Origin of the sequence: Streptomyces sp. H51 (assembly GCF_035656535.1) — a bacterium.
Lineage (GTDB): Bacteria > Actinomycetota > Actinomycetes > Streptomycetales > Streptomycetaceae > Streptomyces.
The window spans coordinates 61,279-84,407 of sequence record NZ_JAYMHD010000070.1 but is presented as its reverse complement, the minus strand read 5'-3'; the positions used below and the strand labels follow the sequence as shown (position 1 = coordinate 84,407).

The 23,129-nt window shown below is 70.4% G+C and carries 20 protein-coding genes and 1 tRNA gene; 9 read left to right on the top strand and 12 right to left on the bottom strand.

The genetic code is table 11. From position 1 onward, the window contains the following. Positions 1-107 precede the first annotated feature (107 nt). From VKA29_RS25720 to VKA29_RS25700, 5 genes are all read right to left on the bottom strand, one after another. Positions 108-2,237: a glucose PTS transporter subunit IIA gene (locus tag VKA29_RS25720; RefSeq protein WP_324788356.1), complete on the bottom strand. Its 2,130-nt coding sequence runs from the start codon at positions 2,235-2,237 to the stop codon at positions 108-110. A gap of 349 nt (positions 2,238-2,586) precedes the next feature. Beyond that, a tRNA-Ala gene (locus VKA29_RS25715) sits at positions 2,587-2,659 on the bottom strand. Positions 2,660-2,737: 78 nt separating this feature from the next. Further along, positions 2,738-4,111, bottom strand: coding sequence for a hypothetical protein (locus VKA29_RS25710; protein ID WP_324788355.1), 1,374 nt, complete (start codon positions 4,109-4,111; stop codon positions 2,738-2,740). 601 nt (positions 4,112-4,712) lie between these two features. Then, positions 4,713-5,294 carry a GNAT family N-acetyltransferase gene (locus tag VKA29_RS25705; protein ID WP_324788353.1) on the bottom strand — a complete coding sequence of 194 codons (582 nt, stop codon included), beginning with the start codon at positions 5,292-5,294 and terminating at the stop codon, positions 4,713-4,715. Between the two features lie 79 nt (positions 5,295-5,373). Next, entirely contained in the window at positions 5,374-5,784 is a 411-nt protein-coding gene (locus VKA29_RS25700; RefSeq protein ID WP_324788352.1) for a nuclear transport factor 2 family protein, read from the bottom strand. A gap of 388 nt (positions 5,785-6,172) precedes the next feature. Here VKA29_RS25700 and VKA29_RS25695 point away from each other — a divergent pair, with 388 nt between their 5' ends. From VKA29_RS25695 to VKA29_RS25670, 6 genes are all read left to right on the top strand, one after another. Further along, positions 6,173-6,901: an alpha/beta hydrolase gene (locus tag VKA29_RS25695; RefSeq protein WP_324788351.1), complete on the top strand. Its 729-nt coding sequence runs from the start codon at positions 6,173-6,175 to the stop codon at positions 6,899-6,901. A 363-nt stretch (positions 6,902-7,264) separates the two neighbouring features. Then, on the top strand, positions 7,265-8,923 hold the full coding sequence (locus VKA29_RS25690; RefSeq protein ID WP_324788350.1) for an AMP-binding protein: 1,659 nt from the start codon (positions 7,265-7,267) through the stop codon (positions 8,921-8,923). 285 nt (positions 8,924-9,208) lie between these two features. Further along, a complete protein-coding gene (locus VKA29_RS25685) occupies positions 9,209-9,934 on the top strand; it encodes an EthD family reductase (RefSeq protein ID WP_324788349.1) in 726 nt (241 codons plus the stop codon). A gap of 85 nt (positions 9,935-10,019) precedes the next feature. Beyond that, entirely contained in the window at positions 10,020-10,739 is a 720-nt protein-coding gene (locus VKA29_RS25680) for a TetR family transcriptional regulator (protein ID WP_324788348.1), read from the top strand. Positions 10,740-11,085: 346 nt separating this feature from the next. Then, positions 11,086-11,862, top strand: a complete 777-nt coding sequence (locus VKA29_RS25675; RefSeq protein ID WP_324788347.1) for a hypothetical protein — start codon at positions 11,086-11,088, stop codon at positions 11,860-11,862. A gap of 28 nt (positions 11,863-11,890) precedes the next feature. After that, the gene (locus VKA29_RS25670; RefSeq protein ID WP_324788346.1) at positions 11,891-12,517 is read left to right on the top strand and encodes a hypothetical protein; all 627 of its coding nucleotides are present in this window, start codon (positions 11,891-11,893) and stop codon (positions 12,515-12,517) included. 88 nt (positions 12,518-12,605) lie between these two features. Here the strand turns inward: VKA29_RS25670 and VKA29_RS25665 are convergent, their stop codons facing one another. The 6 genes from VKA29_RS25665 to VKA29_RS25640 form a co-directional block, all read right to left on the bottom strand. Next, the gene (locus VKA29_RS25665) at positions 12,606-13,418 is read right to left on the bottom strand and encodes a methyltransferase domain-containing protein (protein ID WP_324788345.1); all 813 of its coding nucleotides are present in this window, start codon (positions 13,416-13,418) and stop codon (positions 12,606-12,608) included. Between the two features lie 15 nt (positions 13,419-13,433). After that, the gene (locus VKA29_RS25660; protein ID WP_324788344.1) at positions 13,434-14,183 is read right to left on the bottom strand and encodes a hypothetical protein; all 750 of its coding nucleotides are present in this window, start codon (positions 14,181-14,183) and stop codon (positions 13,434-13,436) included. A 9-nt stretch (positions 14,184-14,192) separates the two neighbouring features. Beyond that, positions 14,193-15,230, bottom strand: coding sequence for a class I SAM-dependent methyltransferase (locus VKA29_RS25655; RefSeq protein ID WP_324788343.1), 1,038 nt, complete (start codon positions 15,228-15,230; stop codon positions 14,193-14,195). 43 nt (positions 15,231-15,273) lie between these two features. Continuing rightward, a complete protein-coding gene (locus tag VKA29_RS25650; protein ID WP_324788342.1) occupies positions 15,274-16,377 on the bottom strand; it encodes a histidinol-phosphate transaminase in 1,104 nt (367 codons plus the stop codon). Then, positions 16,374-16,742 (bottom strand): cupin domain-containing protein, encoded by a 369-nt coding sequence (locus VKA29_RS25645; protein WP_324788341.1) that lies wholly within the window; start codon positions 16,740-16,742, stop codon positions 16,374-16,376. Before VKA29_RS25645 ends, VKA29_RS25650 begins: the two co-directional genes overlap by 4 nt. Before the next feature lie 97 nt (positions 16,743-16,839). Next, the gene (locus VKA29_RS25640) at positions 16,840-17,859 is read right to left on the bottom strand and encodes an NADP-dependent oxidoreductase (RefSeq protein WP_324788340.1); all 1,020 of its coding nucleotides are present in this window, start codon (positions 17,857-17,859) and stop codon (positions 16,840-16,842) included. 104 nt (positions 17,860-17,963) lie between these two features. On the opposite strand from VKA29_RS25640, the gene VKA29_RS25635 reads away from it, so the two are divergent. The 3 genes from VKA29_RS25635 to VKA29_RS25625 all read left to right on the top strand — a co-directional run bounded on the left by VKA29_RS25635 (position 17,964) and on the right by VKA29_RS25625 (position 21,710). Beyond that, positions 17,964-18,860 carry a LysR family transcriptional regulator gene (locus tag VKA29_RS25635; RefSeq protein ID WP_324788339.1) on the top strand — a complete coding sequence of 299 codons (897 nt, stop codon included), beginning with the start codon at positions 17,964-17,966 and terminating at the stop codon, positions 18,858-18,860. A 166-nt stretch (positions 18,861-19,026) separates the two neighbouring features. Further along, entirely contained in the window at positions 19,027-20,073 is a 1,047-nt protein-coding gene (locus VKA29_RS25630) for a zinc-dependent alcohol dehydrogenase (protein ID WP_324788338.1), read from the top strand. A gap of 488 nt (positions 20,074-20,561) precedes the next feature. Further along, positions 20,562-21,710, top strand: coding sequence for a cytochrome P450 (locus tag VKA29_RS25625; RefSeq protein WP_324788337.1), 1,149 nt, complete (start codon positions 20,562-20,564; stop codon positions 21,708-21,710). Positions 21,711-21,904: 194 nt separating this feature from the next. Here VKA29_RS25625 and VKA29_RS25620 read toward each other — a convergent pair whose 3' ends face one another. Continuing rightward, positions 21,905-23,128, bottom strand: coding sequence for an MFS transporter (locus VKA29_RS25620; protein ID WP_324788336.1), 1,224 nt, complete (start codon positions 23,126-23,128; stop codon positions 21,905-21,907). Position 23,129 lies beyond the last annotated feature (1 nt).

Below are 23,129 nucleotides of genomic sequence, written 5' to 3'. Positions count from 1 at the left end.
TGTCCGTGCCCGTCCTCCTGTCCGGCCACCCATCCTGCACAAGACTGCGCGGCGCGTGCACCCGTCACATGTGGTGACGGGTGCACGCGCCGGACGGGTGGCGGGTGTCAGCGCCGCACGGTCACCACAGGGGTGCCGGGGGTGACGTCGTGCCCGGTGTGGGGCTCGACGGAGGCGAGGCCCGCGGTGTTGAGGATGGTCATGAGGGTGACGGTCGGGTGCTCGGCGGCGCGTACGGCGTCCAGGTCGACCTCGGCGAGGAGGTCGCCGACGGTGACCATCTGGCCTGGCTCGACGCGGACGTCGAATCCTTCCCCGTTCATCTGGACGGTGTCGATGCCGATGTGGATGAGGATCTCGATGCCGTCCGCGGTGCGGATGCCGAAGGCGTGGCCGGTGGCGGCGACGGTGACCAGCTCGCCGTCGGCGGGGGCGACGATGCGGCCGTCGGCCGGCTCGATGCCCACGCCCTCGCCGAGCGCGCGGGAGGCGAAGACCGGATCCCCGACCTCGTCGAGGCCGACGACACGGCCCGCGACCGGCGCCGCAACGTCGATGCCCTGCCCCGCGTCCGAGCCGTCGACAGCGCCGGCGGCAGCGGCGACCGCGGGCGCGGAGCCGGCCGCAGAGCCGGCCGCAGCAGCCGGGGCGGTGGCGCCGATGGTGACGAGTTCGCGCTCGTCGGCCGCCGCCTCACCGTCGGTGGCGGCAGCCGCGGTCTCCGCGCGGGCGGCTGCCTCGGCCGCGTCGCGCTCGGCGTTGGCCTGGGCGCGCTCCTCGGGGGTGCGGTAGTCGGAGACGTAGACGAGGACCATGGCGGTGACGAAGGCCGCGCTGATCGCGATGAGGTAGACGGCCGCCGGGGAGAACACCGGGATGGTCAGCAGGGAGGTGAAGGCGAACACCTTGGTGTCCACGCCGCCCAGCACGCCCACGATCACACCGCCGACGGCGCAGCCGACCAGCATGCGGGGGTAGATCCGCTTGAAGCGCAGGTGGATGCCGTAGAGGGAGGGCTCGGAGATGCCGCCGAACAGGCCCGCGGCCAGCGCGCCGACCGCGGTCTGCCGCATCGTCGGCTCACGGTGGCGGATGGAGAGCAGCAGCACACCGGCGGTCGCGCCGAAGCAGGCGAAGTTCCATGCGCCCATCGGGCCCTGGATGAAGTCGTAGCCGATGGTGTTGATGTTCTGCAGCATGAGCGCGTTCAGCGGCCAGTGCAGGCCCAGCGGCACCAGGAACGGGTACAGCAGCGGGATGATGATCGCGAAGACGATCGGGGCGTTGCCGTTCAGCCAGGCCAGGCCCGAGCCGATGCCGTTGCCGGCCCAGACGCCCAGCGGGCCGATGAGGAACGCGGTCACCGGGATCATGATCAGCATGCTGAAGAACGGCACGAACACCAGTTGCAGGTTCTCCGGGAAGATCCGCTGCAGACGCTTGTAGACCAGCGCGAGCAGGGCGACCATCAGCAGCGGCACGAACACCTGGCCGCCGTAGTCGTTGAGCTGCATCGGCAGCCCGAACACGTGCGCCACGGACTCGCTGGTCCCCAGCGTCTTGTTGGTGGTGGTGGTGACGCCCGGGACCTTCGAGCCGATCATGCCCGTGAAGTTCGGCGTCATCACGGCGGCCATCACCGTCGCGCCCACCCATGGGTCGATCTTCAGCTTCTTCGCCGCGTTGTAGGCGACCATGATGGGCAGGAAGTACAGCACCGACCGCCACATCGCGTCCACGAACACCCAGCTCGCGGACTTGTCCGCAGCCCGGAAGTCGACCGCGCCCACCGCGTCCAGCACGGAGGCGATCGCGATGATCAGGGAAGCGCCCAGCAGCACGCCCAGCAGCGGGCGGAACGAGTCCGACAGGTACTCGAAGAAGTTGTCCAGCCACGCGAACCGGCCACGGCCCTTCGCGCGGATGGCGGCCTTCACTTCCGCGTCCGACTGCGGGCGCGCGCCGGCCTTGCTCATCGCGGGCAGGTTCACGATGTTCGCGTAGACGCCGGCGACGGCTCCGCCGATCACGATCTGGAGGCGGTCGCCGGACTGCGGCACGGTGCCCATCACGCCGTCGAGGGCGTCGAGGGCGGCCCGGTCGGCCTTCGTGCCGTCATGAAGCTGGAAACGCAGTCGCGTCGCGCAGTGCGTCAGGCTCTCGACATTCTCCGGTCCGCCCACACCGCGGAGGATCTCCTCCGCCAGTGCGCCGGCCCCGGCAACGGGTGTAGTCATGATGCGTCCCTGCATCCCTGTTTTCTCGCCGTCCTGCTTCGGTCCACGACCTCTCACCCCAGGATTCGGGCAACAAAAAAGGCCCAGGTCACGCCAGCGGCGTCACCCAGGCCTTGCCTTCCCTCAAACAGATGCCGAGCGTGGCACCGCACGAAGCGGTGACGACGACAGCCTCAGGAAGTAACAATCCTGTGATCAAGATCGATCAAGCTCACCCTAGCACCCGGCACACCGGCCCCTCGATACCGGCGTTCTGTAATCCCCGACACATCACCGTGAGGTCCGTCGCGCCGCCGCGGAGCGCACGCCCGGGCGGGCCGGTGATACTCCCGCCGCGGAAGAAAAGAGGCGACGAGGGCAGGATTCGAACCTGCGTCCACCCGGGATGCGAGCCGGGCGCTCCTCCGCAGAGCTTCCTCGTCGCCGTTGTGATCATTGCTGGCGATGTGGCGCGGGTCAACTGATTTGCGGGCCCGGCTCGGCGAGTTCCTCGCCTTCGGTCACAGCCACTCCTGGGCAGCGGCGCGCTTGTCCTTGCCGGAAAAGACCCCTGCCGACCGAAGCGCGCCGGCCATGAGAGGGTCCGCCACGGCGACTCCGTGCACCAACTCGGGCGTGCGCCGGAAAGGGACGGCTTCGGCTGTCGGCCTGGGGGCGGTCCAGGCTCCGGCCACCGGGTCCACCCGGTGCCGGGCGCAGACTGCTTCGACGAGTGAACGTGGGCATTCCTTCTCGCCCCGGAGGACTTCCCAGGGCAGCGGAAGCTCCGCCCACACGTAGGTGTCCGGGTGCAGTCCGCCGCCGCTCATGCGGTGCCAGTGGGCGACGTCGGCAGCCATGAGGCGGGGGACCTTGCCGGGGCAGACACGATCCAGGATCTCGTGTCGGCCCAGTTCCTCGAGCAGCGCGAACCAGTGTGCCCGGGCCGTGTTCCATGCCTGCGCGGCCTGGTTCCACGTCGACGAGTCGTCGCCGCGGCGCACGATCATCGTGTGGCGTTCCAGCGGATGCCGGTTCCAGGCGTCTTCCAGCAGGTCGGCGACCTGGCGCAGGAAACGGTTCCATCGGACCAGCAGTTGTGTGAGGTGCTGGTCGGACACGTGGGCCAGCACTTCGGCCGTCGGGTGCACATACGCGACCGCGTGCCAGCAGGTCCGCTCGGGAGCATCCCGCAGGCGCTGGAACAGGGCCTCTGCGACCTCGTCGTAGACCCGGCGTTGCCGGCCGTTGGTGAAGACGCTGCGCATGTAGCCGCGCGCCGTCATGTATGCGATGAAGGCTGCCGAGTCCGCGTCGGCGGCGAACAGCTCGTACGGCAGGGCGTGAGCGAGCGCGCCCTTGCCGGTCATCGTCACTTCGCGCCGCTGTTGCTCGTGGACGAGCCGGGCCAGCTTGGCTTCCATCCGGCGCAGCAGCCGGAAGCGTTTGTTGTACTGGCGCTTCGAGACGGCGTCGAGGCCCGCCGCCGTGCGTTCGGCCCGGTTGAGGCGGTCCCAGCCGAAGTCGTTCTGCCCGTACGACCGGCCGATCTCCTCCCCCGCGCGCCGGATCACCGCCTCGATCTCGGCGGGATCGTCGCCGGCACTGCCCGGCAGTTCCGGCACGCACGTGAACAGGTCCGCCGCTCGGGCGAGTTGGCGTTGCGCGCCGACGGGACACGCGAACTCCTCCAGCATGGAGGTGTAGCCGTGCCAGAGGTTGCGCAGCGAGTGCTCGGCAGCCTTGGCGAGTGCCCCCTCGGTCGCCGTGTCGAGGGCGGTGCCCTGCGCGGTGTGCAGGTCCTGGACGAGCCGGGCCACATCCTCCGGGCGTTTGCGCAGTGTCAGTGACGCGTGCAGTTCACGGAGCAGTTGTTCGACCACGGGCGACGGCATGGGCGTCACCTTGTCATCCGTCCCGGCCCGGGCTCCACTGTTTATCCGTCTGCGCAGACCCCCTGCGAGTGCGCAACAGCCCGCTCAGGCTTGCCCGTACCCCGCCCCTGGGGCGCGGCGCCACGCTCCGTCGCCGTTCCGTGGAACGTCGACAGCTACGGAACGAGTGCGCTGCGCCCGAGCCGACCGGTCCGATGCGCAGCACGGTCCCTGAGGGATCGCTCGCCGCTGTCACGTTCATGGTCCCGCTGCCCCCGGAGGGCGTGGCATCGATCTGATACGCGTCGGGGTCACCGTTTCCGATTCCCACCTCGATCACGGCCCGGGAGTTCGGCGGCAGCGTCACCTTCGTCTCATGGCCGGCGTCGTCGCGGTGGACGGAGACCGAGACGGGGCCGCGGATGGACGGCACCGTTCCCCGGACATCCCCGGGGCTTGAAGCAGCGGTCGTGGTGAGGGGCGTGTCGGGACCGGCACCGACGGCTTCCGCCTGGCCCGGACCCAGGAGAAGCGCCGCCGCAACGCCTGTCGCGCGTCTGCCGGCGGGTCCGGGCCGTTCACCGGTGCCCCGGCTCGCCGGCCGCCCACCGGTCGACGGCTGTCACCAGAGCTTGTCGATCTCCCCCGGATACAGCTCGATACGGGAATGACGGAACGACGCCCGGGCCTGCCGGCCCCCGGGCGAGAAGAAGTCCGCCATGGTGACCTTGTCGAAACCGGGCCGGTCACTGGGGAACGGAGCCCGCGGTGTCCCTCCGACGAGTACGGCTCCCGGAAGCACAGGCCAGCCCGCACTCTCGTAGAACGCCTGAAGCGGGCGATCACACGTGAACAGGCCCAGGTCCAGGCTCAGGGTGATCATCTTCTCCCGGGCCGCTGTCACCAGTTGCCGGCCGTACCCACGGCCACGTGCTTCCTTCCTCGTCACCACGGTGCTCAGCCCACCAGCCGAAAAGCGACGTCCGGCGTGGACGATCTCCTTGGACAGGATGTCCAGCGCGGCCAGGACGGTTCCCCCGTCCACGAGCAGCATCGACAACGGCCGCAGTGCAGGATCGTGGCTGGGGGTGTCAACAGGAACGTCCGGCACAGGCTCGGACGGCCATGCCTGCTCTTGGATCTCTCTCACCTGGACACGCAAGTCGGTGGGAGTGGCTGCTTCCGGGAACGACAGGATCTGCACGCGCCGATTGTGCTCACGCACCTCGCAAGCGCAAGCGATGTGATCGACTCACGGCGTCGCCGGACGGGGCCGGAGCGCGTCAGACTCCAGTCGGTATCTGTGTCCCCTGCGCGGAATGGAGGCGCCAGCCCGCAGCCGGGTCGAAGGCGAACACGTGGGTGTAGCGGCTGCCGGCGGTGAAGGTGGTGCCGTCGGCGTTGGTGAAGTTCATGCTCGTCCTTCCGACGGTGATGCCGATGTCGCCGATGAAGCGCACGACGGCCTCGGCGGGAAAGGGCTGGACGGCCGGGAACGTGACGGCTCCCGACCTCACCAGGCTGAGCAGGTCGAACTTCGTCGCTATCGCTCCGTCGCTGAGGCTCACCAGGAGGAAGTCGTCCGTGAGCAGTTCGTCGAGCACGGTGACGTCGCCTGCGACCAGGGCGTCGAAGAAGCGCTGGTCCTGGTCGAGCAGGGACTCGCGCGTCCCAGGGTGGTTCGGGGTGGTCATGGCGTCCTTTCCAGGGGTGGAGGAGTACGGAGACCGTGCGGGCGTCGACCCGCCGGTTCCCGCACCGTTCGAGCGTCTCGGCCGCGGTTGCCGTGGCGGTTCCCGCAGTCGGCACGGGTGGTGACGTGAGGGGGCCGCTGCCGACCGGTGGTGCGACGGCCCCGGCAGCCGGGTGGCGGGGTGCGGCCGTACGCCCTGCGGGGCAACCACTCCCCCGGGTTCCCGGCTGAGCGCCGCCCGTGCTTCTGGTGCACTGATATTGACAGACGAACGGTGTTCCAGTGACAGTGAGCCGAGTTTACACGGCGTCCTGTCGCTCACCGGCAGGCGGCGCTCTTCCCTCGAGCCCTGGCCTGATGCCTGACTCGCTGATCTCGGGAGACTGTCAATGACACTCAGACCCTGCGTCCTCGTACACGGTGGCTGGCACGGTGGCTGGCACTGGGAAGACGTGGCCGCGCGACTGCGCGCCGCGGGCGCCGACGTCCACACGCCGACCCTGACCGGCCTGGCCGAGCGGGCGGGCGAGGCGTCCGAGCACACCGACATGTCGGCGCACGTGGCGGACGTCGTCCGCGTCATCGATGAGCACGATCTGCACGACATCGTCCTGGTCGGCCACTCCTACGGAGGGATGGTCATCACCGGCGCAGCGGCCGAACGGGGCGAGCGGGTGGCCGAGTTGGTGTACCTGGACGCCTTCGTGCCGGAGACGGGCCAGTCGGTGGGCGACCTCCTGGGGCCCGACTTCGTGGAGAGCGCCCGGGCGGCCGCCGCGGCTTCCGGTTCCCCCCTGCTGATCCCGCCGATGTTCTCCGTGGAGGACACCACCGGATGGACCGGCCCCCGGGCCGCCGCGGTCGCCGAACGGCTGACCGCGCACCCCATCGGCACCATGGAGGAACCGGTGCGGGCCCCGGCCGAGTCGAGGGCGCGTCGATCGTTCGTCTACTGCAACGCCCGGCCGCTGGGCATCGTCGAGCCGTACGCGCTGCGTGCCCGCAACTCTCCGGACTGGGACTACTACGAACTGGCCGGCCCCCACGACGCGGTGCGCGTCATGCCGGCCGCGGTCGCCGGACTGATCGAATCGCTCGCCTCGCGATCGGCGGAGTGACCACCCCTCCTCACCGCGGCAGCACGGGGGCGGCGTCGGCGGCTCGCACGCATGGCGAGTACATCGTCCGCCACCGCCCGCCACCGGGCTGCTCCCACTCGCCGCACCTCGCACCGGCCCGGGCACGCCCGGTGCGAGAGCCTGCCCCCGGTACGCCCGAGAGCAGGCGGCGAACGCCGCAGGACCCCGTACTCCCGCGGGCGACCCGACTTCCGCGACAGGCCCTGGGCCCCCGAAGCAGGGCGGCCTCGTCGCCGAGCGGGTGGTCCACGGGCCGGCCGCCGGGCGGCCGCCGCCGAATCCGGCCACCTCGGTCGCACCGGCGCTGCATCAGGCCGCACCGTCCCGATTGGAGAATCCGCAATGACCCACGCGCCACACCTCCCGCCGACGGAGGACCCCACGAGCGGGCCGAGACCGCCGCTGACCAGTTCGTGGTGGCCTGCCGAGCCGGCACCGCCGCTCGCCGACCTCACCGTCGGCACCGCGCTCCGGTCGGCGGCACACGACCACCCCGGCACCGTCGCCCTCGTCGAGGGCCTTCCCGACGCCGCGCAGCGGCGCCGCTGGACGTACGCGCAACTGCTGGAGCAGGCCGAGACGGTGGCCCGTGCGCTGCTGGCCCGCTTCGAGACGGGCGAACGGGTGGCCGTGTGGGCCGACAACGTGCCCGAGTGGGTGCTGCTGGAGTACGGAGCCGCGCTGGCCGGGATCACCCTGGTCACCGTCAATCCGGCCCTGCGGGCCGGGGAGGTGCGTCACGTCCTCGGCCACTCCCGCGCGGCCGGGGTTCTCCACATCCCCGAATACCGGGACTGCGCACTCTCCGAGATCCTGGCACAGGTGCGTCCGGACCTGCCTCACCTGCGCGAGGCCGTCCCGCTCACGGACTGGGACCGGTTCCTGTCCGGGGGCGCGCCGGGGCAGCCGCTTCCCGTCGTCTCCCCCGACAGCGCGGCCCAGTTGCAGTACACGTCTGGTACCACGGGGACTCCCAAGGGGGTGCTGCTGCGTCACCGCGGAGTGGTCAACAACGCCCGCCTCTACGCTGAACGGTGCGGCCTCCCCCCGGGTGGCGTGCAGGTCAGTCCCATGCCGCTGTTCCACACCGCGGGCTGTGTGGTGAGCGTGCTGGGCGCCCTCGCCGTGGGCGGCACGCTCGTGCTCCCGCCCGTGTTCGACCCGGCGCTCGTGCTGAACCTCCTGGAGACGGAGGGCGCTGACACCCTCATCGGGGTCCCCACCATGCTCATCGGTCTGCTCGACCATCCGGACTTCGCCCGCACCGACCTGTCACGGCTGGCCCGCGTGGTCAGCGGCGGGGCCGTGGTCCTGCCGGAACTCGTCCACCGCGTCGAGACGCAGACCGCGGCGGCCGTCAGCGTGCTGTTCGCCCAGACGGAGGCGTCGCCCGTCATCACGGGGACGTCGCCGCGGGACAGCGCCCAGGACCGCGCGGAGACACTCGGCCGCCCGTTGCCCCACACCGACGTGCGCATCATCGGCCCCGCCGACGGCGAAGTCGTCCCGGTCGGCACGGTCGGAGAACTCTGCACCCGCGGCTACCACGTCATGATGGGGTACTTCGACGCCCCCGACTCCACCGCCGGCACGATCGACGGTGACGGGTGGCTGCACACCGGTGACCTGGCCAGCATGGACGCACGCGGCTACTGCCGTATCGAGGGACGTCTCAAGGACATGATCATCCGGGGTGGCGAGAACATCTACCCGCGGGAGATCGAGGACGTGCTGTTCCAGCACCCCGACGTGGCCGATGTCGCCGTCGTCGGGGTCCCGGACGACACGTGGGGCGAACAGGTCGCCGCCTTCGTCCTGCCCGCGCCCGGGCACACACCGGACGCTGCCGGCCTGCGCGAGTACTGTCTGGCCCGGCTCGCCCGCCACAAGGTCCCGAAACACTGGGAGATCGTCGAGGAACTGCCCCTGACGGCTTCCGGGAAGGTGCAGAAGGTCCGGCTGCGCGAGCGGTATGCCGACCGGAAGGCCGGACCGGCATGACCGGCATGACCGGCATGACCGAGTGACCGCCGCCTGTCGAGCCGCGGCCGAGCCGTACGTACCGCTGAACCCGTGTGCCCCGCAGACCCGGCCGAGTACGGGTACCGCGGCGCCGACGCCCGGGCGGCCGGGGCCCGGCGGACGGTAGAAGTGCCGCCGGCCGGCACCCGTACGCATCCGCCGAACACCCCGTCGAACCGCCGGCGCCGAACTCCGCCGCGCCGCGCCGCGCTGCGCGAACCGCCTTACCCGACAACCGATTCAAGCTTCCGACAGGAGTGCGATGTGATCAAGCTCTTCACGCTCTGGAACCGCCGTCCCGACCAGACCCATGCCGAGGCCGTCGACTACTGGACACGGGTGCACGCCCCGAAGGTGGTCGCGGCGCACGGCAGTCACCTGCTCCGGTACGCGTGCAACATCGGCCTGCCTGCCGACTACTCCGGCTGGGCCCCGGACGAGGCTCCGGCCTGGGACGGCGTCGCCGAAGGCTGGTACGACTGCGACGACCCCGCCGATCTGACCGCTCTCCTCGGCGCGACGGCGGATCATCTGCGCGCCGGTGAACAGCAGTTCATGGGCACCTTCCGGCATGTGATCACGGATCAGCGGGTCCACCGCGACCTGGGACGTGCCCAGCGCGGCGTCAAGATGCTGTTCATGCTGATGCGCCGAACCGACATGACGCCGGATCAGTCGGTCGCCTACTGGCGGGACCGGCACGTTCCCTTCGTCCGGGACCTCTTCGCCGACGCACTGGTCCGCTACACGACGAACGTGGGCCTCGCCGCCGACTACCGGGGGTGGTCGCCGCACGAGGCTCCCCTCTACGACGGGATCGCCGAACTCGCCCTCGACCACTCGGTGGCCGAGCAGCAGGCTTTCGTCCGGTCCAACCTGGAGGCGCTCCTGGAGGACGAGCGGGCCTTCATGGGTACCTACCGAGCGGTCGCCACCCGCGAAGTCCTCGTCGCGGGGCAGCCGGACGAGTTCTTGCCGACCGGCCCATGACCCAGGTGCCACCGCCCCGTCCGGTGCGTGCCCGGCACCAGGCCGGGGCGGTGGCCCCGGACAGAAGTTGGTCTAGACTGTTCGAGTGTCACGAGCAGAGTTCGAGGTAGAGCGCCGCCGGTCGGATTCAGCGCGCGCCAAGGGTCGCCTGACCTTGACGCGGGCGGAAGTCATCAGGGCCGGCATCCGGCTTCTCGACACCGAGGGTGCCGAGAAGCTGTCGATGCGCAAGCTGGCCAGGGAGCTGGGTACCGGGTCCTCGACCCTGTACTGGCATGTCAAGGACAAGGATGAGCTGTTGCTGCTCATCCTCGACGAGACGCTCCGCGATGTCGTCCCTCCCGAGCCCGGCGGATGGGACGTCCGGCTCTTCGGGACGCTCGCCGAATGCCATGAGGCGCTCCTGGCGCGCCCCGCGCTCGTCGATGTGCTGTGGAGTGCCGCGTGGCGGCTCGGGCCGGAAACGCTGAGGGTGGCCGATGCCCTCACCGGACTCGTCGCCGAGAGCGGCCTTCCGGACGACGAGGTGGCCGACTCCTACATGGCCCTGGTCACGTTGATGCTCGGCTTCGTCGCGGGCGGGCGCACCTCACCGGGGAATCCTCCGTACAGCCAGATGCGCGCGCAGTCGTCGGACCAGGACGAGGAGGCGGCGGATGCCGCCCGCCCGTACCCGAACCTGATGCGCTACGGGCCGGGTACGGGCGAGGAGGCCATGAAGCGCCAGTTCCGTTACGCCGTCGAGCGTTTCATCGCCGGAATCAAGGCCCGCGTCGCCGAATGCGGGCAGGCGTCGCCGAACTGAGCCGTACCGGCCCGCCCACCTCGCGACGCGCGGTGGGCGGGGCGGAGCGAGTCCTGTTCACGGACGCGGGGGTGTGCTGACCGGAGCGGGTCCCGCCGCCCCGGCCGAAGACGGGTCCGCGTGCGCCGCATGAGCAATGAGTACTCATGTGGAATCCGCGCGGGGTCGGCAGTCTGGTGCGTGTCGGATGCCGGGGACCGGACCGACGTGGGCTCGTCGGTCCGCTGCATGTACGCGGAACCGACGGCCGGCGCGTGAGGACGGAACGCCCTGTGAACGCACGGGGTGCGGCCGGCCGACGGTACGCGTGCGAGGGCCGTGCTGACTTGATTCGCGAAGGAAGACCATGAAGATCACCCAGAGGGCAGGCATAGCCATAGCCTCCGTCTGTGCCCTGGCAGCCACCTCCGGTTGTTCCATCTCATTCACCGGCGGCAAGAAGTCGGAGCCCTCGTCCCCCCCTCCCCCTTCGGCCACCCCTTCCAGCGCGCCGCAGTTCAACGGGATCGACAACCTCTCCGCGTCGGAGGTGGTCGACGCCGCCTCCGACGCTCTGCGGACGGCACCGTCCGTCCACATCGCGGGCACGGTGAGCAAGAGTCAGCTCGACCTGCGTATGGACAGCGCCGGAAACTGTCAGGGCCGTATCACGGAGGACGGGACCAACGTCGATCTCATCAAGCAGGGCAGCAAGGTGTGGCTGAAGCCCGATCACGCGTTCTGGGTCCAGGCCGCCGGTGATCAGGCCACCCAGACGGAAGCACTGGTGGGAGACCGCTACATCGTCACCGACTCCAGCGATCCCGAGTTCAGCTCGCTGGCGGATGCCTGCGACATCGCCGGCTACGCCGACTCCATGACCGAGGACAACGGCAACAGCACGGTGAACAAGGGCGTGCAGAAGGACGTCAGGGGGGTTCCGGCTCTCGAGCTGGTCAGGAACGATCCCCAGGAGGGCCGGTCCCAGCTGTACATCGCCCGGACCGGCAAGCCCTACCCGCTGGAGATTCACGGGTCGGACCAGGGCAGCGCCGCCGGCGTCGTCCTCGACGAGTACGGCAAGCCCCTCAGCCTCGACGTGCCGAGCGCGTCCGAGAGCCTCGACGCGGCCCAGCTCAGCTGAGTCTCCGGGGGTTCGGGCGGTGCGCGACATGGCAGGGATGCAGGAGTTGAGGGCATGGGCAGCGAAGTGGCTGGGGGATAGGGAGGTCCCGCAGGAATTTCTCCAGCTCGCCGCCATCCAGGAGGCGCGGTCGAGCGGCGGTCCCGCGCGTGCCGCCCTCGAGGCGGCACGTCCGTCGGCAGCCGGCGCCGAGGATGCCGAAGCCCTGGAGAGGATGCGGGATGCCTCCGATCCGCTGGACTATCTCGGCATAGAGATTCTCGGTCCGCAAAGCGCCCAGGGGAACGGGCTCGCGCGCCACGTTCTCGACGAGCAGGCGAATGCGACGGTTCCGCACCTGGCCACACTCCTGGGCCATTTCCTCCCGGCCGCCGAAAAGGAGGAGGGCTGCTTCGTCCACGGGTACTGGCTGTACCCGGGCGAGGTCTGGCCGCCGCCTGTCGTCTGCATCGACGACGAGGCGACGTTCTGCACCGCGCGGGGCCGGACGCTCACCGAGGCACTCCTGGCGGATCACGCCGAGGACGATTCGGAGGTGGCCCTGCTCGGACGGTGGTTCACCGACCTCGGCGTCCCGGTCGGGGTTCGCACGGACGCGGAGATCCCGGACTCGCCCGTCCGGACGGATCCGCGGGTACTGGAGCAGGAACTGTAGACCGGATGGCCTGCCCGGGGTGGGAAAACGCGCCCCGGGCAGGCCGTCCGCGCCCCGGGCCGTGAGAACACACGTCTCGCGCCCGCGGTCAGTCCGTCGCGCTCGGCCTGGTGCCGATCGTGATCCAGGTGGACAGCGAGATCGCCAGTTCGTCGCGCGCGTCCGCGGCGTCCAGCAGATCGAACCAGGTCTCCAGGCTGCCGTCGCCGTGCTGAGCGGCGAGGGGACTGGTGCGGTCGAACAGGGGGATGATCGGCTTCGCCTCGGCGAGTGACGCGAACGTGGCCGTGAACTCCCGGGACCGCACCTGCTCGAACCCGGCTGCCGCGATGAGCCCGGGAACCCGGCCGGCGACATCGGGACCTGGAACGATCGACGCGAACGACGCCAGCACCGGCGCCGCGATCTCCTGGCTGACTCCGTCGACGCGCAGGGAGCGCCAGTCGACGTCGAGGACGCAGACACGTCCGCCGGGTGCGGTGACTCGGCACATCTCCTGCACCGCCTGCGCCGGATCGGGCACATGCTGGAGCACCCGTTCGCACCAGACGACGTCGAACTCGCCGGAGGCGAAGGAGAGCCGGCACACATCCTCCACCCCGTAGTCGACTCCGGCGGCCCCGGGGCACGAGTCGTCCCGCTGTCGCGCCGCGGCCACCATGGCCGGGTCGTGGTCGACCGCGGTCACCCGGCCCCCCGGTCCGGTCCGCCTGGCCAGCCTGCGGGCCATCTCGCCGAGGCCGCAGCCGACCTCCAGAGCCGACTCACCCTCCGTGAGCGGAAGCGCCGCCAGGGCCAGGTCGCGCAGTTCGGCGGTCCTGGGGTGCCGGGACACCGTCTCCAGATAGGTCTGGGCCGCCGCCGACCGGTCGCCGGTCGGCAAAGCGCTGAAGGGACGCATCACTCACCTCGTTCGTCACGTGCTCGGGCCGACCGGTACCGGGTAGGGGCCGGCGAGCAGCAGTTCCTGTATGCGGTCGTAGACGGGCCGTAGAACCGGTGGCACGGCAGCGAGATCAAAGCTGTAGACCGTCATCGTGTCGTGGTACTTGGGGTCCGGTTCGAGGAACTCGTCGTGGATGTGGGCACCGAGCCGGGCGAACAGGAGGTCCTGCCGGCCCTTGGTGCCGGACAGCCCCCAGAGCATCCGGCGCCCGATCGACTCGGCGAAGGCCAGCCCGACCAGGCTGACCAGCGGCCCGATCGAGTAGTTCTGCCGGCTCACGGCGACGGCCAGGCGGCCGCCTTCCAGGACGGCGGCGTCGCACAGCCCGCGCCGGGTGATGAGATCCGCCACCCCCGGCCCGAACATCTGCTCCACAGCGCTGTGCCCGGCCGGCGCCCAGTCACGGGGAATCAGCCGGACCACCGCCGTCAGCGCACCCGAGGCCCGCTCGCGCAGCATGACGTGGTACGCCGCCCGGTCGTACGGCTGCAGGTCGGCGTAACCGCCGTCGGTCCGGCGGAAGTTCGGCCGCTGCCCGTCGGCGTAGTACGTGTGTCCGCGGAAGGCCGAGATCTCCTGGAGCAGGCCCTCGTGCCGGTCCCGGTCCGCCGGGCTCGCCCGCGGATCCCCGATGCCTGCGATCTCGATGCAGAGTTCGCCGGTCAGCGGAGCGAGGAGCCGTGCGTATCCGGCGGCGGAAAGCAGGTTCCCTTTCCTCATGCCCGTTCCTCAGCGGCGCGGCGTGGCCGTGTCGTCGGCCTCCAGCAGGTAGATCCATGTGGAGGGCGCGCCGAACGGCTCGCGCCGCAGGATCCGCAGGCCGCCGGCCGCGAAGGCGTTCTCGTAGACGTCGCGGTTCATGATGGGTGTGTCCATGAACGTGTGAACCAGCTCGAACTCCAGCGAGAAGATCGGCGCAGGGCCCGTATCCCGGTCCCACGGCCGGGCCGTGGTGTCGGCCACCAGGAAGTACCGGGCGTCCGGGAAGACCCGCCGCAGGGTCCGCACGACGTCGGCGCCGTCGTCGTGGGCGGCCAGCAGGTCGTGCATCATCAGGAAGTTCGCCACCAGTTCGATGCCCGGGAAGACCTCCTCGGACATCGACCGGAGGACGTCCTTGCAGACGATGTCGATCCGGTCCGCCAGTCCCGCATCCGCGACCCGCTTGGTCGCGAGGTCGGTGGCCGAGCGGCTGATGTCGATGCCGAGGCCCACCCGGTCCGGGTCACCGGCGCACAGCCGGATGAGACGGGTGGCGTCACCGCAGCCCAGATCCGCGACCGAGGAGTACTCGATGCCGGACAGTACGTCCTCCTCGACCGGCCGCATGAGGGAACGGTCCACGCCTCCGGCGCCGACGGCGATGCGCCGTTCGTCGCGGTGGACCTCGGCGCCGAAGGACTTCCGGCCGGTGGCGAGGTCGGCGAGGTCCGTCAGCACCGGGCCGTAACCGCCCACTCCCCAGACGAAGAAGCCGATGTTGCCGACCAGTTCCCGGCCGGCGTCGGTGAGCCCGGCCTTGCCCTCGTGCACCACGACGTAGCCGAGCAGTGCCATGGTCCGCAGCAGCGCGGACAGCTTCACCACCTCGCCGCCGGTGTCCTCGGCGAGCAGTTCCAGGGGTTGCTCGCCGTCCTTCATGCGGTCCCACACGCCGAGTTCCTCCAGGGCGAGGACCACGTGGGAGCCGGTGAAGCCGTTGAAGAGAGCCGGAATGCTCAGGGGCTCGAGGGTCGGACTGGGTCCGTGCCAGTGAGGGTTGTTCATCTCTCCTCCTTTGCCGACGCTCTCCGCGGAGTGCCGGGAATGATCAGGTGAGGCCGGCCGGGTCGTTCGTGCCGTCGAGCACCTCGATGACCTCGCGGAGCGCGGCGCAGAAGCGCTCGCACTGCGCGGGTGTGCCGACGGACACCCGAAGGCATCCGGGAGCGCCGAAGGCCGCGAGATCGCGGACGAGGATCCCGTGGTCGGCGGCGAGCAACGCGGCCGCCTGCTCCCGGTGCGGCCCCAGTTCCACGAAGACGAAGTTGGTGACGGACGGCACGACGGTCAGGCCGAGTGCCGTCAGGCCGGCGCGGAGCACCTCGCGGGCGTGGGCGGTACGACGGCGCACCTCCACGAGGTGGCCGGGGTCGTCCAGCGCACGCAGGGCTGCCGCCTGTCCCGGCCGGTTGGCGCTGAAGGGCACGGCCTGCCGGCTCTGCCGGACGCGCGCGGCGACGTCGGCCGGGCCGATGGCGTACCCGACCCGGACCGCAGCCAGTCCCCAGGCCTTGGAGAAGGTGCGGAGGACCATCGCCCGGCGGCCGCTCCGTACCAGGCCGAGCGCCGAGGCGCCGTCGTCCGCCACGAAGTCCATGTAGGCCTCGTCGAACACGGCGAGCGTTCCGGTCCGCTCGGCGGCGTCGGCGATGCGGGTGATGTCGGCCCGGCCCAGCAGCGTGCCGGTCGGGTTGTGCGGATTGCACACGAACAGCAGGTCCGAGGGGTGACGGGCCACGGCGTCGACGACCGCGTCGGCGTCGATCCCACGGGGGCCGCTGTCGATCTCGCGGACGGCGGCGCCGCAGACGGCCGCGGCGCTGAGGTATCCGGGGAAGGTGGAGCGGGTGGTCAGAACCGTCCCGTCCGCTCCGGCCGTGGCCAGCACGGTCATCAGGACCAGTTCGTCCACGCCGTTGCCGACGACCACCATGTCCGGCGTCACCCCGGCATGTCCTGCGATCTTGGCCCGCAGCTCGGCGGTCTCGCTGTCGGGGTAGACGCAGAGGCCGCTCTCCAGCAGTTCCCGGGCCGCTCTCATCGCTGACTGCGGGGGGCCGAAGGGGTTCTCGTTCAGGTGGAGGCGGAGCATCTCCGACGCCTGCGAGAAACCGTCGTTGTAAGCGGGGACCGAACTGCCGCTGATTTTCATGCGGCGCCTTCTCCCAGCAGAAATATGCCGAAGCAGTAACTGCCGGGAGCGGCCCTTCTGGTGACGAACCGGTGCCGCTTTCCGGCGGGTACACGGAATACAGCGGGCGATGTGACGGTGTACTCCGAATCCTCGACCTCGATGGTGATCTCCGCCTCACCGGGCCTGGCCGAGACGAGAAGGTAGAGCTCGGGAACATCGTGCACGTGAGGCTCGGCCACGGGCTTGCCGACGAGGTCGGATATCTCCGCCCCAGCCAGCTCGATCGGCAGTCCACCGAACATGTCCGAGGTGATGAGAAAAGGAGCAGGCTGGTGATGTCCCGCCACCTCACGGAAAATCGGAAGATTCTCGACGGCGCTCAACGCCTGCCCCTTCCCATGGATTCAGATCGTAAGCGGCACAGCCGCTGCAACGGTTGATGGAAACGTTATATAGGCCTCTCGAACGGTGGCTGAGTAATTACTGCTCAGATCCTGCACCGCAGGAATGCCTGGCCTGAACAATGGTCTTGCCGAGGTTCCCGCCCCGCAGCATCAGCAAAAACGCCTCGACGATCCGCTCGAATCCGACCAGGACGGTCTCGTCGGGGACCAGCGTCCCCTTCAGCAGGTGCGGCACGGCGAACTCGTACAGTTCCTCCTGCACATCGGCATAGTCGCGCACATGGAACCCCTCGATCCGCAGGCTCTTCTCCACGACATCGGCGTGGTCGAACACCACGGGCGGAGCGTCGGGAGTGTTGTACTGGCCGATCGTGCCGACCCGCACCACCCGCCCTCGCCCGCGCAGCGCACCGATCGCCGCGCCGAGCTGCTCGCCCCCGACGTTGTCGACGAAGACATCGATGCCGTCGGGCGCCGCCTCGCCGAGAAGGGCGGCGGCGGGGCCGGAGCGGTAGTCGAAGGCCTCGTCGTATCCGACCCGCTCGGTCAGGTACCGGACCTTCTCCGCCGAGCCCGCGCTGCCGATCAGCCGGCCGGCGCCCAACAGCCGGGCGATGCGGGCGGTTGCCGTGCCGACCGCGCCCGCCGCCGCGGAGACGAACAGGTCCTCGCCCTCGCGCAGCCGGGCTATCCGGGTGAGGGCGACATAGGCGGTCAGGCCCGTTCCGCCGAACAGGCTCAGGTGGGTGGACAGCGGCACCCCGTCGATACGGGGGATGCGCCGGACGTCAGCGGCCCGGACCACGGAGTGGGTGCGCCAGCCGTGGCGGTGGTGGACGATCTCCCCCTCGGCGAGCGACGGGGTGCGGGAGGCGACGACCCGGCCGAGGGTGCGGCCCTCCAGCGGGGCGTCGAGCGCGAAGTCGCCGTCCATCATCTCGCGGTGGTAGGGATCCACGGACCAGTAGAGGTTCTCGACCAGAGCCGTGCCGGGACCAGGCTCCGGAATCGGCGCTTCCACGAAGCGGAAGTGGTCGGGGGAGGGAAAGCCGGCCGGTCTGGCGGTCTGGTGCACGGTGAGCGCGGTGTCGGTCATGGTCGGCACCGTAGGAAGGAATGTGCGGACCGGGCAGGGGGTTGCGCTCATGGGACGGCCGCTTCCATGAGCTGCCTTCATAGCACCAGGTGAGGAACGCGCGTATGAGTACAGTCGATCTCGCGCCGCAGGAGCTGCGGACCGTGGTGGCGGTCGCGGAGGAGGGCGGCATCTCGGCGGCCGCCGCCCGGCTCGGCGCCACTCAGTCGGCCGTCTCGCACGCGTTGCGCGGCATCGAACGCAAGCTGGGCGTCGTGCTCTTCGAGCGTGGGCGGTACGGCGCCAGGCCGACCGCGGCCGGTGAGCGGGCCGCCGCCCACGCGCGCCGGATCCTGCGGATGATGGACGCCCTCGTCGTCGAGACGCGAGGTTCCGGGCAGGGGGCGGGCGAGCAGGTCAGCGGGCCGCTGCGCATCGCCGCCTTCCGCGGCGCGGCCCTGCATCTGCTGCCGTCCGTGCTGGGGCGGCTGACCGCGCGGCACCCCGGGATCGAGGCGTCCGTCACGGTCGTACGGGAGGTCGGTCCCGGGACGGCCGGGGAGGTGGCCGCCGGGAAGGCCGACATCGGGATCACGATCACCGGCACCGGTTCGCCGATCCCGCCGCACCTGGTCGGGGACGTGCTCTTCGAGGAGCCGTACGCGCTGGTGCACCCGGCAGGGCATCCCGACCCCCGGTCGCTGCCGCTGGTCGACTGGCTGGAGAACTGCTCGTCCTACACCCGTCAGTGGTGGTCGGCCCAGGACTGGATCCCCACCGCCACCGTCCGGGCGGAGGACGACGGGGCGGTCCTGTCCATGGTGGGCAGCGGTCTGGGGATGGCGATCATGCCCGCGCTCTCCCTCACCGGAGCGCCGGCCACGACGGAGATCACCGACCTCGGGCCGGAGCGGCCCACCCGCCGGATCGGCTATGTCACCACACCCCAGCTCGCGGCCACCGCGGCGGTCCGAGCACTGATCCGCGAGCTGCGCGCCCGGCACCCGCGCCCCGGAGAGTGAGGGAAGTGTGCGGTGCCGTGCCGGGGTGGGATGATGGTGGCCGGCCGTCGGACCGTACCGGCGGAGTCTTCCGGGCCGGGTCCGCGGGCAGCCGGATCCGGATCGTGAGTGATCGCCCGCGTCGGACGGCGGTCCTCGGTCGGGAAGTGGGTGAGACCGGAAGACCATGCAGCAGCTGACCTTCACCGGAACCAGGAAACTCGAATGGCGCGACGTTCCGGCTCCCGTCCTGCAGAGCGGGATCGAGGCGCTGGTCCGCCCCATAGCGAGCTCGACGTGCGATCTCGATCACTTGATCATATCGGGGGCGACACCCTTCCGGCCGCCCTTTCCCCTGGGCCATGAATGCGTGGCCGAAGTGGTCGACGTCGGCGACGACGTTCGCCATGTGACGCCCGGACAGCTGGTGGTCATACCCTGGCACATCAATTGCGGCACCTGCGCCGAGTGCCGGTCCGGCCGCCCGGCCCTTTGCCGGTCCACTCCCCCGGCGGCCTCGTACGGAATCCCCTCGCCGGCGACGGGTCACTGGGGTGGTCTTTTCGACGAGGTGGTCCGGGTTCCCTATGCCGATGCCATGCTGGTGCCCGTTCCCGAGGGCATGGATCCGATCCCCTTGGTGTCAGCGGGCGACAACATGACGATCGCCCTTGAGTTCACCGCCGGACACCTCTCCGCGAACAAGGACCCGAAGGTTCTCGTGCTCGCCCCGACCGGCCCGGCGGGAGGGAGTGTGGCCCTCTTCGCCGTCGACATGATGCGCAGTCTGGGAGCGCGCCGGATCACCTATCTGGACGACAGTGCCACGCGGCGGACCTTGGCGGCCACGCTCGGTGCCGCGGTGGAGAGCGGCCCGCTCCGCAAGGAACTCGGAAAGTTCGATCTGATCTTCGACGGTTCTCTGGACAGCGAGAGGCTGGCGCAGGCTTTCGCGTCGGTCGCCCCCGGCGGATCCATCGAGTCGGCGGGAGGACACTTCACGAAGATCGAGATCGATCTCCTCCGGATGTACAGCCTGAATGTCTCTTTCCACATCGGTATCGCCAACGCCGGGATGTACGTGGAGGACGCGATCGGTCTGACCCGGGAAGGGCGAATCAGGCCGGACGTTCTGCTGGGAGAGCCGGTACCGGTCGAAGAAGCCGCGGATGCCTTGCTGGAACCCGCTGTCAAACCCGTTTTCGTGCGCGATCGCCTCCACGCGCCCCGCTGAGGGACGTCGAGCGGGCCGGGCCACCATGTGACCTCGGCGCAAGCGGGCACGTCCGCCGCCCGAGAGCGTCCCCGCGCGCGGCAAGCCGGGTGGTGACACCGCCCTCGCAAGGGGCCACGGGGATTCCTGCGAGGGCGGTCTCAACGGCGACTCGGGGGATTGTCGCGCCGTTGAGGGCGTAACCGGCACCTTGTCACGCCGAATTCATTGCATCACCTGTGAAGAGGCGCCACCGGAGCAATGGCTACTCAATCCGTGACTTCTCGTGGACGCCTCGACCGGCGCTCGTGTAGCTCTTACCGATAGCTCTTACCGATGTCCGAACCGCTGACCGCACGCACGTCCGCGCACTTCCCCGAGGAAAGGACTCCTTTGTGAGCACTCCTGGCGCAAGCGACCGCACTGCCGGGACCACGGCCCCGTCCGGCTTCCGCCGCTCCGAGGGGCAACCGCTCTTCGTCGGCGGAGCCTCGCTCCGTGATGTCTCCATGCTGCGGACCTTTCAGGAAGACGGCGGACTGCACCACATAACCCTGAACGGCACGGCGCCCGGCTGGCTGGTGACCGACTACGACCTCGCGGCCCGGGTCCTGACCGACCCCCGGATGCGCGGCGAGTGCCCCGGCAGCACCTCCTTGAGCATGGCCGCCTTCGACGCGCTCACCGACCACCAGGTGATGGACGAGCAGCAGCTGTTCTCCCTCGGAGCGGACGAGCACAACCAGTTGCGCCACATCCTGACCAGGTCTCTCGGCCCCCGCCGGATCGCCAGGCTCACCGGCCGCATCCAGCCGATCGCCGACTCCTTGCTGGACACTCTGCCCACCGGCACCGCCGTGGATCTGGGGGCGGCGTTCGCCCGTCCTTATCCCGTGGCCGCCCTGTGCGCGCTGCTGGGTGTCCCGGAGGAAGGCCGACGCCGTATCCACAACCTCGTGTTCGAGGGCTACCCCGGCATGCCCGCCCCGGATGCCGCGGTCAACGGTCCGGACCGCTCAGTGGCCGACTACCTCGCCGATCTGATCGAGCGGCGGCGGCTCGACCCCGGCGACGACCTGATCAGCGACATGTGCCGGGACGAGGGCGCGGACGTGGCCCACTCCGCCGTGCTGGCTGCCGCTCGGCTGCTGATCGTCGTGGGTCCCAGGCCAACGGCTCACCTGCTGACGGACGGGCTCGCGCTGCTGCTGAAGGAGCGTGGGCACTGGGAGGCACTGGCCGCCGCCGAACCGGAACTGCTGGAGACGGTCGTGGAGGAGCTGCTGCGCTTCGTCTCGCCGGCCTCGTTCGCCTTCCGGTACGCGCGTGAGGAGGTCGAGATCGGCGGTGCCGTCCTGCCCGCGGGCAGCCGGGCGTACTGCTCGGTGACGGGCGCGAACCGGGACCCCGGGCGCTTTCCCGACCCCGACCGCTTCGATCCGCGGCGACCGGCCGGCCAGCACGTGGCCTTCGGCCTCGGGTTCCGGCACTGCCTGGGTGCCGGCCTCGTCAGGGCCGAGGTCAGCACGGCCCTGGCCACCCTGGTACGGCGCTTCCCCCACATGCGCCTGGCCACCCCCGGGGAACTGCACGCCGGATCCGGCGAGGGCGTCCGTGCGGGGCGCGGCCTGGTCGTCGTGCTCGATCCGCCCCGCTGACGGACCGGCGGCACGGCAGACCGGTCGGCGGTCCGAGCGCAGCCCGAGTACGGGTACGGGTGGGCCGCGGCAGGGCCGCACCCGTCGTCATCGCCGGTGAATGCGGTTGATCAGTCCTCGGGTACGAACGGGGTGTGGGCCTCGCTGGGCGGCGGCAGCCAGTACTGCGTCACCGCCGCGGACTCCGGTCGGGATCAGCCGTCCACGGCGTTGGCCGCCCGGGGAACGTGCCGTTCCAGGCGCAGGCAGAGGGCGGCGGCGCCCAGTGCGGCACCTGCGAGGACCGTCATCAGCAGGTAGGGGCGGTTCATCTGCAGCAGGCCCCCGGTGATGACCGGCCCCAGGATCATGCCCGTGGTCCCGGCGAGGATCACGGCACCGTTGTATCGGCCGCGCAGTTCTTCGGGAGCGAGTTCGTTGACGAGGCCGGGCAGGCTGATGGCGTGCAGTACCTCGCCCAGTCCCAGCAGGGCGGCCGCGATCGCCAGCAGCGCTCCCATCGACAGCTGGGACCGTCCGCCGCTGACCAGCGTGACAAGCCATACGAGGGCCAGGCAGACGCACATCCCCGCCATCAGGCGAGTACGCAGCCGCCCTCGCGTCACGCGCAGCGCGGGCATCTGGACGATCACCACGGTGGCGACATTGGCGAGGAAGGCGAGACTCATCAGGCGCGGGCTGGCGTCGTGGTACTCGATCCAGCCCGCGAAGGCGTACTGGATCTGACCCAGGCCGACCACGGTGAACACCACTTGCAGCGCACACAGGCGCAGCAGGCGGGGGTCGGCGGGAACGGGTGAGATCCACGGCGTCCGCGACCCGCCCGATCCGCGTCCCGCCACGTGCCGCAGCGGAGCCAGACAGCACAGGGCCACGAGGAAGGTGAGGGCGTCGCAGACGTAGGCGACCGTGAAGGACGCGGGATTCTGGCGGTCGATGACGACCGTGCCGGCGAGAGCCCCGACGCCGAGACCGGCGTTGAAGACCAGACTGCGCAGGGCGAAGACCCTGGAGCGGTGTTCCGGTGAGAGCCGTCCCAGCACGGTGTCCTGGGCGGGCATGGACACGGAGAGGCCCAGTCCGCCGACGCCGACGGCGAGCAGGATCTGCCACAGTTCCCCGGCGACCCCCAGAGCCGCCGTACCGAGAGCGGCGACGACGAGTCCCCCGGCAGCGGTCCGCCAGGGCCCGAACCGGTCCGTGAGGACGCCCCCGGAGGGATTGCCCAGCAGGCTGATCAGGGCGCTCACCCCACCGACGACCGTCGCCAGCCCCAACGGCAGGCCGCGCGCCGAGTGCAGGTAGATGACCAGCAGCGGCCCCGTCATGCCGGTGCCGAACGCCGAAGCGGACTCGGCCGCCAGGGCCCAGCGGACAGGGCCGGAGGAGGTGCTCTGCCGCGAGGTGACCTCGTGCACG